The sequence below is a fragment of the Saccharothrix mutabilis subsp. mutabilis genome, assembly GCF_039521145.1.
In the GTDB taxonomy this organism is placed as follows: Bacteria; Actinomycetota; Actinomycetes; order Mycobacteriales; family Pseudonocardiaceae; genus Actinosynnema; species Actinosynnema mutabilis.
Genome location: NZ_BAAABU010000001.1, coordinates 554,075 through 568,885, shown reverse-complemented (window position 1 = coordinate 568,885; position 14,811 = coordinate 554,075). Strand labels below are relative to the sequence as shown.

General features: G+C 73.2%; 12 protein-coding genes. 6 read left to right on the top strand and 6 right to left on the bottom strand.

Features of this window, described 5'->3' with window-relative positions; genetic code table 11:
- Positions 1-57: 57 nt before the first annotated feature.
- Both ABD126_RS02680 and ABD126_RS02675 read right to left on the bottom strand, forming a co-directional pair.
- Positions 58-2,976: an ATP-binding protein gene (locus ABD126_RS02680; protein WP_343931955.1), complete on the bottom strand. Its 2,919-nt coding sequence runs from the start codon at positions 2,974-2,976 to the stop codon at positions 58-60.
- Between the two features lie 41 nt (positions 2,977-3,017).
- The gene (locus ABD126_RS02675) at positions 3,018-3,605 is read right to left on the bottom strand and encodes a TetR/AcrR family transcriptional regulator (protein ID WP_343931954.1); all 588 of its coding nucleotides are present in this window, start codon (positions 3,603-3,605) and stop codon (positions 3,018-3,020) included.
- Between the two features lie 79 nt (positions 3,606-3,684).
- Between ABD126_RS02675 and ABD126_RS02670 the strand changes: the two genes are divergently transcribed.
- Together ABD126_RS02670 and ABD126_RS02665 are read left to right on the top strand one after the other, a co-directional pair.
- Positions 3,685-4,566, top strand: a complete 882-nt coding sequence (locus ABD126_RS02670) for an SDR family NAD(P)-dependent oxidoreductase (RefSeq protein WP_343931953.1) — start codon at positions 3,685-3,687, stop codon at positions 4,564-4,566.
- Positions 4,559-5,197, top strand: a complete 639-nt coding sequence (locus ABD126_RS02665; RefSeq protein WP_343931952.1) for a class I SAM-dependent methyltransferase — start codon at positions 4,559-4,561, stop codon at positions 5,195-5,197. The genes ABD126_RS02670 and ABD126_RS02665 overlap by 8 nt, the downstream gene beginning before the upstream one ends.
- Before the next feature lie 101 nt (positions 5,198-5,298).
- Here ABD126_RS02665 and ABD126_RS02660 read toward each other — a convergent pair whose 3' ends face one another.
- Together ABD126_RS02660 and ABD126_RS02655 are read right to left on the bottom strand one after the other, a co-directional pair.
- Positions 5,299-7,380, bottom strand: coding sequence for a putative bifunctional diguanylate cyclase/phosphodiesterase (locus tag ABD126_RS02660; protein WP_343931951.1), 2,082 nt, complete (start codon positions 7,378-7,380; stop codon positions 5,299-5,301).
- 1 nt (position 7,381) lies between these two features.
- Complete coding sequence (locus ABD126_RS02655; protein WP_343931950.1) at positions 7,382-8,200, bottom strand: SAM-dependent methyltransferase; 819 nt, start codon at positions 8,198-8,200, stop codon at positions 7,382-7,384.
- A gap of 155 nt (positions 8,201-8,355) precedes the next feature.
- Between ABD126_RS02655 and ABD126_RS02650 the strand changes: the two genes are divergently transcribed.
- The 4 genes from ABD126_RS02650 (at position 8,356) to ABD126_RS02635 (ending at position 13,002) form a co-directional block, all read left to right on the top strand.
- Entirely contained in the window at positions 8,356-9,681 is a 1,326-nt protein-coding gene (locus ABD126_RS02650; RefSeq protein WP_343931949.1) for a cytochrome P450, read from the top strand.
- Positions 9,682-9,695: 14 nt separating this feature from the next.
- A complete protein-coding gene (locus ABD126_RS02645; RefSeq protein ID WP_343931948.1) occupies positions 9,696-10,694 on the top strand; it encodes an alpha/beta hydrolase in 999 nt (332 codons plus the stop codon).
- Between the two features lie 150 nt (positions 10,695-10,844).
- Entirely contained in the window at positions 10,845-11,747 is a 903-nt protein-coding gene (locus ABD126_RS02640; RefSeq protein WP_343931947.1) for a bifunctional DNA primase/polymerase, read from the top strand.
- A gap of 31 nt (positions 11,748-11,778) precedes the next feature.
- The gene (locus ABD126_RS02635; RefSeq protein WP_343931946.1) at positions 11,779-13,002 is read left to right on the top strand and encodes an SGNH/GDSL hydrolase family protein; all 1,224 of its coding nucleotides are present in this window, start codon (positions 11,779-11,781) and stop codon (positions 13,000-13,002) included.
- 664 nt (positions 13,003-13,666) lie between these two features.
- On the opposite strand, the gene ABD126_RS02630 is transcribed toward ABD126_RS02635, so the two are convergent.
- Complete coding sequence (locus ABD126_RS02630; protein WP_343931945.1) at positions 13,667-14,053, bottom strand: nuclear transport factor 2 family protein; 387 nt, start codon at positions 14,051-14,053, stop codon at positions 13,667-13,669.
- An 8-nt stretch (positions 14,054-14,061) separates the two neighbouring features.
- Positions 14,062-14,811: a molybdenum cofactor biosynthesis F family protein gene (locus tag ABD126_RS02625; RefSeq protein WP_343931944.1), complete on the bottom strand. Its 750-nt coding sequence runs from the start codon at positions 14,809-14,811 to the stop codon at positions 14,062-14,064.

Sequence of the window (14,811 nt, the reverse complement as noted above, 5' to 3'; positions counted from 1 at the left end):
TGTGAGGAATGTTAGGAGCGCTCGGTCATCGGTCGGTCGTGTTTCGCCGGCGTGGGGCTAGAGGCGGAACCGCTCGTGGCCGGAGTACGTGCAGGTGCTGCCGGTGGAAACGTGTTCACGCAGGTGCGCCGCCAGTTCCGGATGGCGTTCGGTCAATTTGCGCAGCGTGTCGCGGATGCGCGCGGTGACCGTTTTGCGGGCGCGTTCCGCCTCGTCGCCCAGGCGGCGGGTGCGGCCCGCCAGGCCCGCGGCGGCGCGGAGTTCGTCGAGGAGGGCGGCGCGCTCCCGGTCGAGTTCGGCGGCGCGTGCGTCGGTGGGGGCGTTGTCGATCTCGTCGTCCAACCGGGCCAGGCGGCGGCGGTAGGCGGCCTTGGCCTCCTCGTCCAGGACCGGGTCGCCGCCCAGGCGCGCGGACGGCGCCGCCTCCGGGTCCAGCAGGCTCACCGCCGGGACGGGGGAGCCTGCGTTGCCGAGCAGCACGTGCAGGTCGCGCAGGCCCTTGGAGTCCGGCATGCGAACGGTGGAACCGTTGTAGGACAACGACCACACGTCACCGTCGCGGCGGAACTCGTTGGCGGGCGCGGCGTGCTCGCCGGTGGCGGCCTCCAGGTGGCGGCGCACCTCCTCCGCCCACGGCCGGGCGTGCATGGCCTCCGCCGAGCGCAGCGCGGCGGTCAGCTCCGCCACGGCCTCGTCGCGGCGGCCCAGGGTGAGGTCGACCAGGCCCAGCCAGAGGTCCACCGGGCCGCTGAGGTCGCACCCGTACAGGCCCACCAGCCACTGGCCGCGGTGCGGGGCGAGCTGGTCGCGGATCTCCGCCGCCAGCGCCCGGTCGCCCGCGGCGTGGGCGAAGTGCGCGCGGAAGCGTTGCCACAGCGGCTCGAACAGCCAGTGGAACCGCAGGTCGTCGGGGTCGTAGCCGGCCAGCAGGACGCGCGCGGTGGCCAGGTCGCCGCGCTGCACGGCGGCGATCCCGCGCAGCAGCCCGGGGTAGGGGTGCCCGCCCAGGTCCAGCTCGTCCAGCTCGGCGAACCGGCCCTGGGCCAGCAGCAACGCCCAGCGCAGGTGGGCGTGCATCATCGAGTAGCCGCCGTGCTCGTGTGCCACGCCCAGCGTCTCCGCGCGGGCCATCAGCGCCTCGGCCTCGGTGAAGCGGCCCTGGAAGGTGGCGATGATGCTCTGGTCCACCGCCGAGGCGAACGTGAAGCGCGGCTGCGCCCACCGGTCGGACTGCGCGACGAAGGTCTGCAACTGCTCGCGGTAGCGCGGGTCGCCCAGTTCCAGCAGCGCCACCCAGCGCAGGGACGCCGCGTAGCTCTCGGCGCTGTGGTCGGCGGTGCGGCGGGCGACGTCGGCCAGCTCCGCGGTCAGCGCCAGCCGCTTGTGCGCGGTGCCCAGGCCCCACGCGATGTCGTGCGCGGCCCACAGGCCGTCGGCCAGCGCGTCGTCGTCCTGCCCGGACCGGGCGAGGTCGGCGACCTGCACGCTCAACGCGCGCGCCAGCACGTCCTCGGGCTCGTCCGGCGGCGGGCCGATCAGCCCGGCGTAGGCGTCGCGCAGCAGCTCGCGGGTCTCGTCGTCGTGCGCGGCGAACCGGATGCGGGTCAGCGCCACCCGGGCCAGCGCGACCGGGTCGTCCAGCGTGCGGGCCAGGTCCACGGCGGCGGCGAACGCCTTCGCGGACTCCTCGGGCGCGCCGCAGTGGAACAGCTCGTGGCCCAGGCCCAGTTCCAGCTTCATCCGCAGCCGGGGGTCGGCGGCCCGGTCCAGGGCGCGCCGGTAGTGCCCGATGGCCTCCTCCACGGCGAGCCGGCCGCTCGCGTCCCGCGCGGCGGCGACCATCAGGTCCACCGCGCGCTCGGCGGGCAGCCGGTCGCCCGCGAGGTGGGCGTGCCGGGCCAGGTCGGTGGGCAGCACGTGCGCCGTCAGGTCCCCGGTGACCGCGTCGAGCACGGCGGCGTGCCGCACGTCCTTGTCCGCCACCGAGTCGTAGAGGGTCTCGCGGACCAGGTCGTGCGCGAAGGCGAACCGCCCGCCGCCCAGCGCCCGCACCAGCCGGGCCTGCGCGGCCTGGTCGAGCAGGCGGTCCGCGTGCGGCACGGGCAGCCCGGCGGTCGCGGCCAGCACCCGCCGGTGGAACTCGCGGCCCAGCACGGAGGCGGCGGTGAGCAGCTCGCCGACCCGCGGCGGCAGCAGGGAAAGCCTGCGCTCCAACGCGTCCCGCACACCCGGCGCGATGGCGGTGACCGGGTTGCCGCCCTGCCACAGCCGCGCGGTCTGCTCGACGTAGAACGGGTTGCCGCCGGTGCGCTGGTGCACGGCGGCGACCAGGTCGGCGTCCGGCGAGCGGCCCGCGGTGGCGGCCATCAGCTCGCCCACCTCGGCCTCGGACAGCCCGGTGAGGGTGACCGCGGTGGCGCGGCTGATCAGCGGGGTCACCAGCGGGCGCAGCGGGTGCCCGTCGGCCTCGACCTCGACGTCCCGGTAGGTGCCGACCAGCAGGACGCGTTCGAACCAGGTGTGCTGCGCGGCGAACTCCAGCAGCTTCAGCGACGCCGGGTCGGCCCAGTGCAGGTCCTCCAGCACGACGACCACCGGCCGCCGCTGCGACACCGCGACCAGCGCCGAGGACACCGCGTCGTAGAGCGGGAAGCTCTCCGGGGTGTGCTCGGCCGACCCCTCGCCCAGCAGCGCCGACAACCGGGGGTGCCACTCCTCGCCGGTCGCGGCCCGGCGCAGCGCCCGGACCACCTGCACCCACGGCCAGTAGCCGGGCGCGGTGTCGGAGTCCCAGCACGACCCCGCGAGCACCAGCGCGCCCTGCCGGCGGGCCTGGTCGGCGGCGCCGGTCACCAGGGTGGTCTTGCCGATGCCCGCCTCGCCGGCGACCAGGACCAGCCCGCCGTGGCTGTGCGCGGCGCGTTCGACCTCCGCGCGCAGCACGCCACTGGGGTGGTCCCGTCCGATGAGTCGCATGACAGCACGAACCTAGTCCACCCGGGTGGTCGCGCACGGCCTTATCGGCGCGACAAGCCGATCAGCTGTTCGAACGCGTCCTCCAGCGCGGCGGGCAGGGCGACCGGGTCGGAGCCCGCGACGTGCCGGGCGGTGCGGTAGCAGGCGAGGGCGAGCTGGGGCGCGAGGGTGGCGGCCGGTTCGGGGGTGCCCTTGGCGCGCAGGTTCTCGCTCATCGCCTCGACCAGGCGCTGGTACTTGCGCGTGGCGCGGTCGGCGAGCTCCGGGTTGGCCGCGAGCAGGCGTTCGTGCTGGAGGAAGTGGTCGGCGTCGGCGGTCATCTCCCGGACCAGGGCGACGGTGAACCCGCGGGTCTGGTCGAGCGCGGTCGGCAGGTCGGGGGCGGGCGGGAGCGCGCGGTGCCGGGCGACCCAGTCGTCCATGAGCGCCTGCTCCTCGGAGAAGACGACCTCCTGCTTGTCGCCGAAGTAGCGGAAGAACGTCGTGCGCCCGACCTCCGCGCGCTCGGCGATGTCGGCCACCGTCACGTCGGCGAACCCGCGTTCGGCGAACAGCTCGAAGGCGGCGGCCACGATCTGGTCGCGGGCGCGCTGCCGCTTGCGCTGGCGCAACGGGGGTCGGATCGACATGGGGTGAGCATAGCGGTCCTGGGACTTCGTCCGTTATGGTACTGAGTACCAGTTAGAACTACGTACCAGGAGGTGCCCGATGGGCACGACGTTGATGACCGGCGCGACCCGGGGTCTGGGCCGCTACGCCGCCGAGCACCTGTTGCGGTCGTCGGAGCACTTGGTGGTGTTCGCGCGGGGCGAGGTGCCGTTGGCGGGGCCGAACCTGACGGTGATCCCGTGCGACTTGACGTCGTTCGCCGACATCCGGCGGGCGTGCGAGGAGTTCTCCGATCTGGACCTGCCGCCGTTGACCCGGTTCGTGGGCAACGCTGGGGTGCAGCACACGTCCACTTCGGACCGGACGGTCGACGGGTTCGAGCGGACCTTCGCGGTGAACGTGCTGGCCTACCACCTGATGCTGCGGCTGTTGATGGACCGGTTCGGTGCGGGGTCGCGGGTCCTGGTGGTCGGCAGCGACGTCCACTTCGGCACCTGGCAGCACGGGTTCGGGGCGATCCCGCCGCCGCGGTGGGACGACGTGCGCAAGCTGGCGGCTCCGCGTCCCGGTGGGGCCCGGGAGGGGCGGCGTGCTTACGCGACGAGCAAGTTGGGCGTGATCTACCTGGTGCACGCCTTGCAGCGCCGCCTGCCCGAGGGGGTGGACGCGTACACGTACAACCCGGGTTTCGTGCCGGGGACGGGGTTGGTCCGCGACGCCCACCCGGTGGGCCGGGCGGTGGTGGCGTCGATCGGGCAGGTGCTGCGGCTGACGCCCAAGGCGATGGGGCAGGAGCGGGCGGGACGCGTCCTGGCGGAGACGGTGGTCGGGGCGCGGCTTTCCGAGGGCGGGGCCTACATCGACCGGGGGCGGGTGGTGCCGTCGTCGGCGGAGTCGTACGACGTGGAGCGGGAGGAGGAGCTGTGGCGGGTGGCGGACGAGCTGTGCGGGGTGGCGGGCTACCGTGCCGATCATGGATGAGTGGTTGGCCGACACGGCGGCTTCCTACGACACTGTTGCGGGCAGCTATGCGGAGTTCGTGCGGGGTGCGCTTGAGCGGGAGCAGTACCTGAGCGCGGCTTTGACGGTGTTCGCCGGCGCGGTGCGGGCGGCGGGTGGTGGCCCGGTGGCGGACGTGGGGTGCGGGCCCGGGCAGGTCACGGCGCACCTGAGGGGGCTGGGGGTGGACGCGTTCGGCGTCGACCTGTCGCCGGGGATGGTCGAGCTGGCCCGGCGCGAGCATCCCGGGGTGCGGTTCGAGGTCGGGTCGATGACGGCGCTGGAGCTGCCGGCGGGGTCGGTGGCCGGGGTGCTGGCGTGGTGGTCGTTGATCCACGTGCCGGACGACGAGGTGCCGGTGGCGTTGGGGGAGTTCCGGCGCGTGGTGCGGCCGGGCGGGCTGGTGCAGCTGGGGTTCCACGTGGGGGACGTGTCGCGGCTGAAGACCGAGGGGTACGGCGGGCACCCGATGAGGGTGCACGTGCACCGGCGGCGGCCGGAGAAGGTGGCCGGGTGGCTGCGGGAGGCCGGGTTCGCGGTGGACGCGCAGTGGCTGATGCAACCGGACACGGAGGTGCCGCAGGCGATCCTGTTCGCCCGTCGGGAGCCCTGACGGTGGCGCGTCCGGCCGGTATCGGGAGCCGGTCGGCGCGGACCTCCTGTCGTCCGGCCGGCGCTCACAGCCGGTCGGCGACGACTACCGGTGGCCGGCGCTCACAGCCGGTCGGCGATGGCCTCCGGCGGGCCGGCCGGGGCGAACAGCGGGCCCGAGGCCGTTTCCGCCCCGACCTCCCGCCACCACCGCGCCTGCACCGAGGTCGTCACGTCGGCCACCGACACCGCGATCCCCGCCGACCGCAGGACCTCCAGCAGCTGCGCCAACGCCCGGGCCACCAACGGCGCCGGCTGGTCGGTCAACGGACGGCACACCCGCACCGCCCGAGCCGGGAACCCCGCCACCGCCACCAAGTCCGCCGGCGCGGCGGTGAACCCGTCGACCTCCACCGCCACGCCCATGTCCGCCAGGATGCGCAGGTTGTCCGCCGCCTCCCCGTCGGCCAGCACCACCTCCGCCGGCGCGCCCAACCACAGCGACCCGGCCGCCAAACCGGTGTCCCGCAACGCCTCCCGCACCGACCCGACCAGCTCCGGGTCGGCCGCCTGCCGCGCGGTCAGCGACACCCGCACCGGCGCGGACCACTCCGCGGCCTGCGCGCACGCCGCCCGCAGCAGCCACGTCCCCAGCGGCACCACCAGACCCGTGTCCTCGGCCAGCGCCAGGCACTGCCCGTGCGGCACGACGCCCAGGCGCGGGTGGTCCCAGCGCAGCAACGCCTCGCCGGCGACCACCCGCTCGTCGGCCAGGCGCACCAGCGGCTGGTAGCGCACCGCCAGTTCGCCCAGCTCCCACGCGCCCGCCATGGTCGCCGCCAGGCTGAACGTCCGGCGGTCGCGGGTGTCCTGGGCCGGGTCGGCCAGTTCCCACTGCCGGCGGCCGTTGCCCTTGGCCCGGCGCAGGGTCAGGTCCGCCGAGTCCAGCAGGTCGTGCGGTGACGCGTCGCGGGGCGGGCGGTGGACCACGCCGATCGTCGCCGAGCACGCGACCAGTTCGCCGCGCACCGCGAACGGCTCGGACAGCCGGTCGTTGATCCGCCGCACCATCGTCACCACGTCCGGCGTCGTGGCCGAGTTGCGCACCAGCACCGCGAACTCGTCGAACCCGAACCGCGCCACCATCGCGTCCTCGTCGGCGACGACCTGCTCCAGCCGTTCGCCCACGACCTTGAGCAGGTGGTCGCCCACCGGCCGCCCCAACCCGCCGGTCACCAGCGAGAAGCCGTCCAGGTCCAGGTGGTAGACGGTGACGCCGTGCGCCGGGTCGGCGTCGCGCAGCGCCTGCTCCAGCCGGCTGGTGAAGTACTGGCGGTTGGGCAGCCTGGTCAGCACGTCGTGCAGCGACTGGTGGTTGAGCTGGCCCTGCAGCAGGTTGACGTCGGTGGCGTCCTCGGCCAGCACCACCACCTGGTTGTCGCCCTCCTGGCGGCGCAGCGGGGACAGCGTGAGCGCCACCCACGCCAGTTCGTCGTCGGCGCGCAGCAGCCGGTGCGGCTGGGTGACCGAGGTCGTGCCGCCCGCCGCCAGGCGCGCGAAGTCGGACCGCAGCGCCTCCCGCTCGTCCTCGTGCACCAGGTCGAACAGGGTCGCGCCGGTCAGCTCCGCCACCGGCCGGTCGACGATGCGGCCCAGCGCCCCGTTGACCTTGACCAGCTCGCCGGACAGGTCGGCGGTCGCGACCCCGGTGGAGGTCCCGTTCTCCAGCAGGTCGCAGCGGGACCGGGTGAGCTGGAGGTCCACCTGCGCCTGCCGCATCGCCCGGTACAGCGAGCGGCCCAACTGCTCCTGCTGCTCCAACGTGGAGGTCTTCACGCGCTGCGCGAACCCGGCCGCCAGCGCGGCGATCACGTCCACGACCCGGTCGCGCGCCTTGTCCCCGTCGCCGCTGGGCGGCATCGTCAGCAGGCCCTTGGCGACGACCTCGACCGTGCACTGGAGGCCCTCGGGTCCGGTGCAGTTGAGGTCCACCAGCGCCGCGCCGACCTCGTGCCCGACCTTCTGCGCCAAGGCGTCGCTGCCCGCCGCCACCCACAGCCGTTCGACCAGGCCCAGCAGGTGCCGTTCCAGCTCGGGGGTGCTCAGCGGGACGAACGTCCGCGCGCTGAGCAGGTAGGCCCACTTCCTCGCGAGCTTCGCCCGAGCCCGCGGTCCGGCCGCGTCCTGGGGGAGCGCAGCGGTCATGTCAGGCGGCTCCCGCCCGGGGTTTGCGGCCGACACCGACGTAGACCTGGGTGTTGTCGTCGGGGTCGTCGGAGATGTCGCCCATGCCGTCGGGCCGCCACAGGGCGACGCCGACCACGCCGGGCTCCACCAGGTCGAAGCCGGTGAACAGCTCGGTGACCTCGCCGTGCGTGCGGTAGACGAGGTTGTCCTGGGAGTTGCTGCGCCGCACGGTGGCCGCGGCCTCCCGCATGGTGTCCACGCGGCGGTCGGCGGTGGCGTGCGAGATCACCAGGGCGCTGCCGGGCGCGAGCCGGTCGCGGTAGCGGCCCAGGTAGCCGACCGGGTCCTCCGAGTGCGGCGAGAAGTGCAGCACCAGCAGCATGAGCACGGCGATCGGGCGGTCGAAGTCCAGCAGCCCCACCACCTCCGGGCGGGACAGGACGTCCTCCGGCTCGCGCATGTCGGCCTGCACGACGGTGGCGCGGTCGGTGCCGGCGAGGATGAGCCGGCTGTGCGCGACCGCGACCGGGTCCTTGTCGACGTAGACGACCTTCGCGGCGGGCGCGATCTCGTGGACGTTGCCGACGGTCGGGATGCCGGACCCGATGTCGAGGAACTGGTCGACGCCGTCGGCCACCAGGTGGGTGACCGCCCGGCGGAGGAACGCGCGGTTGATCCGCACCAGTCTTCGCGCGCCGGGGAGGACTTTCAGCATTTCGTCACCCATTCGGCGGTCCACCGCGAGGTTGTGCGCGCCGCCGAGCAGGTAGTCGTACGTGCGCGCCACGCTCGGGACGTTCATGTCGATGCCGTCGGGCACCCAGTCGAGATCGGTCATGGCGCACTCCCGTGTGGTTGCGTGACCACAACATCCAACCGTCTACGCAACACAGAAGCCAGCCGATCCAACAACTTAACTCGAATGCGCGATCCCCAGGGCCTCCGAACGGCGCATAGAGTGCTCGCGGTCAATCCCCGGCTGGAGGCCATGCGATGACCACCGGAACGCGAAAACGTGAGGCACCCACAGTTCCCGGACGATTACCCCTGATCGGTCACACCCCCGCCATGCTGCGACAACGGCTCGCGTTCACCGCGAAATTGCGGTCCCACGGCGATCTCGTGCGGGTGTGGCTCGGACCGCTGCCGGTCCACTTCGCGACCACCCCCGAATTGGTCCACCAGGTGCTTTCCGGTCCCGGCGAGAAGTTCCGCAAGGGCCTGCTGGTCGACAAACTGCGCCGCGCGTTCGGGAACGGCCTGGTCAGCACCGACGGCGAATTCCACCGCCGACAACGTCGGATGATCCAACCCGCGTTGCGCCAACCCGCCCTGGAACGCCACGCGGCGGTGATGACCGAATCCGCCGCCGATCTGGTCGATTCCTGGCGACCCGGACAACCGCTCCGGTTCGACCGGGTCGTGCAGGACTTCACCATCGGCGTCGTCGGCCGGACGCTGTTCTCCACCGATTTCGACCCGCGCGTCAGCGCCGAGATCCGCCGGCACACCTCGACCATGCTCCGGCTGGGCGTGGTCCGCGCGCTCGCGCCGGGCCCGCTGGCCCTCCCGGTCAACCGCCGGTTCGACGACGCCGTCGCGCGCGTCCACCGGGTCGTGGACGACATCGTCGCCCACCGCCGCACCGACCGCGCCGACCTGCTGTCCACCCTGGTCGAGGCGCGCGACGAGCACGGCCTGCCGATGAACGCCCGCCAGGTGCGCGACGAGGTGGTGACCCTGCTGGTCGCGGGCAGCGAGACCACCGGCGTGGCGCTGTCCTGGCTGTTCCACGAGCTGGCCGCCAACCCCGACGTCGCCGACCGCGTGCACGACGAGGTGGACGAGGTGGTGGGGCGGCGGCCCGCGACCCTGGCCGACGTGCCGGAGCTGCGCTACACGCGGCGGGTGATCACCGAGGTGCTGCGCAAGTACCCGCTGTGGATCATGATGCGCCGCACCGGCGCCGACGTGACGTTGGGCGGCGTGGACCTCCCGGCCGGCGCGGACGTGGCGTTCAGCCCGCACGCCCTGCACCACGACCCGCTCTCGCACCCCGCGCCCGAGCGGTTCGACCCCGACCGCTGGTCACCCGACCGCGCCGCCCGGGTGCCGCGCGGCGCGTACGTGCCGTTCGCGGGCGGCCTGCACCACTGCCCCGGCCACCAGTTCGCCCAGTACGAGCTGGCCATCGCCACCGCGACCATCGCGGCCCGGTGGCGGCTGGTCCCGGTGCCCGGCACACCCGTGCGCCCCAAGGTCGTCGGCCTGATCCACCCCGACCGACTGCCGATGACCGCTGTTCCCCGTTCTCACTAGGAGGTCGTTCTTCCTTGCGGTACTCACTGGCCGCCGGCGCCGTCGCGCTGCTCGTGGCGTCGTCCCTGACCACCGCGTCCGCCGCCGGCGCGACCTGCCGGGACGTCTACGCCCCGGTCCGGGTCCTCGAACAGCAGCACACGGTGCACGGCGAGCTGTGCACGCCCGCCGGCGGCGCGTCGACCGTGCAGGTCCTGGTCCCCGGCGCCACCTACAACAGCGCGTACTGGAACTACTCCGACGGCACGCACTCCTTCCGCGCCGCCCAGAACGCCGCGGGCTTCGCCACGTTGACCGTGGACCGGCTGGGCACCGGCGCGAGCTCGCGGCCCCTGGCGGTGGCGCTCACCGGGTTCGTGCAGGCCGACGCCCTGCACCAGGTGGTGCAGGGCCTGCGGTCCGGCGCGTACGGCCGGTCGTTCGACAAGGTGATCACCGGCGGCCACTCGCTGGGCGCGGCGATCGCCGTGCTGGAGGCGGGCGCCTACCGCGACGTTGACGGCGTCCTGGTGACGGGCATGACCCACCGCGTCAACCCGGCCGGGGTGGCGGCGGCGTTCGCCAACTTCGTGCCCGCGAACCTGGACCCGAAGTTCGGCCTGCTCTACCCGGTCGGCTACCTCACCACCGCGCCCGGCACGCGGTACGAGAGCTTCCACGCCCCCGGTTTCCTCGCCCCGCCGCTGGAGGAGGAGGAAGAGTCCACAAAGGACGTCTTCTCGGCGACCGAGGCCGCGGACGGCCTGGGCGTGTCGGTGCTGCTGCCCTACAGCCTGCTCATCGACGTGCCGGTGATGGTGGCCGTGGGCAGCCGGGACGCGGCCGTGTGCGGCCCGCTGGCCACGGACTGCTCGACGTCCCAAACCCTGCTGGACGCCGAGGCCCCGTACTACGGCGGCCCGGTGCGGGCGTTCAGCCTGCCCGACCACGGCCACTCGATCAACCTCGCCCCCAACGCGGGCGAGTACTACTCGGCCGCCGCCGCCTGGGCCGCCCAGGAAGTCGGCCGGTGACCGTCGCGCGGGGTCCGCACGCGCCGCGGACCCCGCGCGACGGGTGGCCCACCCCCGAACGGACGCCTGTACGCACGGCCTCCCACCAGGGAGAATGAAGGTGCGGCGCGCTTCCCCCACGCCGAGCCGGCGAGGCGAGGGGGTTTCGGCATGGGCGCGTTCGAGGCGAGGTTGGCGGCGGCGATGGCCGCGGTCGAGCGGGGGTGGCCGGTCTTCCCGCTGCGGCCGTTGGGCAAGGTGCCGGCGCTCAAGGACTGGGACCGGCGGGCGACGCTGGACCGGGACCGGGTCGAGGCCTGGTGGCGGCACCGGCCCTACAACATCGGGATCTCCTGCCGGGCGGCCGGGCTGCTGGTGGTGGACCTGGACCAGGGTGTTCCGCACGGCCGGGACGTGCTGGCGGAGCTGGCGCGGCGCCACGGCGCCGAGGACCCCGTCGACACCTACACCGTGTTCACGCCCAGCGGGGGAGAGCACCGGTACTTCAGAGCGCCGGAGATCCCCTTGCGCAACACGGTCGGCAAGCTCGGGCGGCACGTGGACACGCGGTCGGCGGGCGGGTACGTGGCGGCGGCCGGGTCGATCCGGCACATGACCAGCGGGTTGCGGCTCTACAAGGTCGTGCGGGACGTCGAACCGGCTCCCGCGCCGGCCTGGCTGGTCCGCCTGCTCAGCCCACCGCCGCCGCCACCGCCCCCGACGGCGTCCGCCGTGCCCGCGCCGCGCCGCGTGCGCGCGTACCGGGCCGCCGCGCTGGACGGCGAGGCGCACCGGGTGCGCACCGCCCTGCCCGGGACGCGGGCCAACGCGCTGTTCACCGCCGCGTGCCGGTTGGGCGAACTGGTCGGCGCGGGCTGGCTGGACGAGCAGGACGCCGCCGCCACCCTCCTCGACGCCGCCGCCCGCCACAACGGCGTCGAGGGCTGGACCGAGCGGGAGGCGCGCCACCACGTCGCCAACGGCCTGGCCACCGGTCGGCGCAACCCCCGCGTCATCCCCGACCGCGCGGTCCCCGAGCCGCGCGCGCCCGAGGCCGGACGAGTAGATTGGTGATCATCGATCAACGCCTACTGGGGGCACAGCGATGAAGAAGTTCGGCGCACTCCTGCTCACCGCGGTGGTGGGAGTGGCACTGGCGCCCGCCGCGGCGGCCGACCACGCACGCGGGTTCACCGCGATCTGGGGGGCCGCGCAGCACGCGCCCAGCGACGGGTTCGGCCCGACCTGGGGAGTGACCGGGTTCGACAACCACACGCTGCGCCAGGTGGTGCGGCTCAACGGCGGCGGCCCGGCGCTGCGCATCCGCCTGTCCAACACCTACGGCACGCGCCCGCTGGAGGTGACCGGTGCGACGATCGCCCGCACCGACTCCGGGGCGGCCGTGCAGCCGGGATCGGTGCGGCACCTGCGGTTCCGCGGTGACCGTTCGGTCGTGGTGCCGGCCGGGGCGCAGACCGTCAGCGACGTGGCGGTGTTCCCCGTCGCGCCGCTGTCGAAGGTGACCGTCACGCTGTACCTGGCGTCGCCGACCGGTCCCGCCACCGGTCACTTCTTCGCCAACGCCACGTCGTACCGCGCGGTCGGCGACCACCGGTCCGCCGTGGACGGGGAGGCGTTCACCGAGACCTCGCAGTCGTGGTTCTACCTGGCCGGGGTGGAGGCGGTGGACGCGTCGCCGCGCCGCGACACGGTGGTGGCCTTCGGCGACTCGATCACCGACGGCGCGCTGTCCACGGTCGACGCCGACAACCGCTACCCCGACGAGCTGGCGGAACGCCTGCGGGGCCGCAAGAACGTGGTGAACGCGGGCATCGGCGGCAACCGGGTGCTCACCGACTCGACGTGCTTCGGCGAGAAGGCCACCACGCGGTTCGCGCAGGCGGCACTGGCCCAGCCGGACGTCCGCACGGTGATCGTGCTGGAGGGCATCAACGACATCGGCTTCCCGCAACTGGGCCACGCCTGCGCGCTCCCGGCCCCGAAGGTGACGGCGGCCCAACTCATCGAGGGCCACCGCGAACTGATCCGCCAGGCCCACGCGAAGGGCGTGCGCATCCTCGGCGCGACCCTGCTGCCGTACAAGGGCGCGGCGTACTTCACCGAGGAGGGCGAGACCACCCGGGACGCGCTGAACGAGTGGATCCGCACGTCGGGCGAGTACGACGGCGTGATCGACCTGGACCGGGCCCTGGCCGACCCGACCGACCCGGACCGCATGCTGCCGGCCTACGACAGCGGCGACGCCCTGCACCCAGGCGACGCGGGTTACCGAGCGATGGCCGAGGCCGTGGACCTGTCCCTGCTTTAAAGCATGGGCCCCGCTCACGCTGTAAGGGCTGTGTGCCGTCCCAGGGCGGCACACAGCGCCACAGGGGCACGCTTTTCCTCTGGGCTATTTAGCCACGGGAAGGGCCTCGGTCTCCCTCCGTACGGCCTGGGCGCAGCCCAACCACGGATCGCCGGGGTCGGCCTGAAAAAGTTTCGCGAGGAACGAGCGAAAGTTTTTTGGACGACCCCGGCGATCTGTGGTTGCCTCCGGCAGGCCGTGCGGAGGGAGACCGACGCTCTTCCCCTCCGGGGGCCTGCCCGCCGGCGAGGCTCTTTTTTCTTTCGAGCGCGCAGCGCGTTCGCTTGGGAGCGCTACGCGCGTTGCTCAAAGAGCTTCAAGCGCTTGAACAGCGCAAACGCGCTGACGCGCTCGAAAGAAAAAGAGCCTCGCCGGCGGGCAGGCCGCCGGGGAGGAAAAGCGAAAAGCGGGGGCTTTTCCGTCCTCCCCGTATGGCCTGGCGGAGCCGACCACAGATTTCCCCGGGTGCCGCTAAAATTTTTGCTCGTTCCTCACAAAAATTTCGGCCGCACCCGGGGAAATCTGTGGTAGCCCTTCGGGCAGGCCATACGGGGAGGACGGAAAAGCCCAAAAGCAGGCGCGCTGGCGCGCGCCCCACGAGACAAGGGCGCGCGCTGCGCGCGGTTCAGTTTTCCGCAGCCCTGATCAGCGCGGTGTCGGCTACCTGTTCGAACGACGTCACCCGGCCGTCCGCCACCCGCCACACGTGGGTGAACCGGGCCGTCATCGCCTTGCCCGTCGCTCGGTGGACCCCGACGTAGTCGCCCAGCGCCACCACCGTGTCGCCGGCGGCGAGCACCTCCGACACGTTGGCGCTGAACGTCACCCACTCGGCCCCGATCCGGTGGAACACGTTCTCCCGGATCGCGTCCACGCCGAAGTAGGTGCCCGCGTACGTGGACCCCGCCGCCTCCGTCCACCGGGCGTCCGGGGCCAGTGGGGCGAGCATCCCGTCCAGGTCACCCCGTTCCGAGGCGGCGTAGTGGGCCTGAACGACTTCCAGTGCAGACATCGGTCCCCTCACACGGGCTGGTCGTCGCCGGGGTAGGTGACCCGGCCGAGTGGGATGATGTGCGCCCCGCCGGGGGCGTGGCGGACCTCGCCCGAGCCGTTCAGGCCGAAGAACACGCCGGTGGTGCGCATCGCGTCGAGGTCGTACAGCCACGTCGTGGCGACCGGGATGCGGAACTCGCGGAAGGTGAACACGTACCGGTTCTCGCCGATCTTCCACGCCGTCGCCAGGTCGACGTCACCGTGTCCCCGCTGCTCGCCCACCAGGCACTGCCAGGCGTAGCGCTCCGAGCTGAGGTACACGTGCTCGTACAGGTGGTTGGGGCTGTACCGGTAGAGCGCCCGCCACCCGATCAGGTCGCGGGTCTCCTCGGGCGCCTTCCCCGACGGCTCCTCGCCGGTGTCCAGGACGCCGGGTCGGAACTCCTGCGACACCTGCGGGACCCCTGGTGTCGCCTCCTCCGCGATGGTGGAGGTGACGGTGAGCGTGCGCAGCGTGTTGACGTCCGCGATCACGACCTCCGCCCGCCGGGGCGCGTCGCCGAACGTCCGGGAGACGAAGAACGTCCCCGGCGCGCCCTCGACCGCCTCGTACGGGTCACCGCTGTCCAAAGTGGACTCGTCGGTGAAGGTCAGCGCCGTGGTGCCACCGTCGTCGTGCCGCACGGTCCACTTCAAGCCCGCCAACGCGTTGCTGCGCGGCAACCGGTTGCCGTCGATGCCCGCCGCGAAGTCGTCGACGGTCTTCCACTCCGACAT

Excerpts from the sequence above, each read along its gene's own strand:
- ABD126_RS02625 (WP_343931944.1), bottom strand. The coding sequence starts at position 14,811 with ATGTCGGAGTGGAAGACCGTCGACGACTTCGCGGCGGGCATCGACGGC.
- ABD126_RS02680 (WP_343931955.1), bottom strand. The coding sequence starts at position 2,976 with ATGCGACTCATCGGACGGGACCACCCCAGTGGCGTGCTGCGCGCGGAG.
- ABD126_RS02640 (WP_343931947.1), top strand. The coding sequence starts at position 10,845 with ATGGGCGCGTTCGAGGCGAGGTTGGCGGCGGCGATGGCCGCGGTCGAG.
- ABD126_RS02665 (WP_343931952.1), top strand. The coding sequence starts at position 4,559 with ATGGATGAGTGGTTGGCCGACACGGCGGCTTCCTACGACACTGTTGCG.
- ABD126_RS02670 (WP_343931953.1), top strand. The coding sequence starts at position 3,685 with ATGGGCACGACGTTGATGACCGGCGCGACCCGGGGTCTGGGCCGCTAC.
- ABD126_RS02650 (WP_343931949.1), top strand. The coding sequence starts at position 8,356 with ATGACCACCGGAACGCGAAAACGTGAGGCACCCACAGTTCCCGGACGA.
- ABD126_RS02675 (WP_343931954.1), bottom strand. The coding sequence starts at position 3,605 with ATGTCGATCCGACCCCCGTTGCGCCAGCGCAAGCGGCAGCGCGCCCGC.
- ABD126_RS02630 (WP_343931945.1), bottom strand. The coding sequence starts at position 14,053 with ATGTCTGCACTGGAAGTCGTTCAGGCCCACTACGCCGCCTCGGAACGG.
- ABD126_RS02635 (WP_343931946.1), top strand. The coding sequence starts at position 11,779 with ATGAAGAAGTTCGGCGCACTCCTGCTCACCGCGGTGGTGGGAGTGGCA.
- ABD126_RS02655 (WP_343931950.1), bottom strand. The coding sequence starts at position 8,200 with ATGACCGATCTCGACTGGGTGCCCGACGGCATCGACATGAACGTCCCG.
- ABD126_RS02660 (WP_343931951.1), bottom strand. The coding sequence starts at position 7,380 with ATGACCGCTGCGCTCCCCCAGGACGCGGCCGGACCGCGGGCTCGGGCG.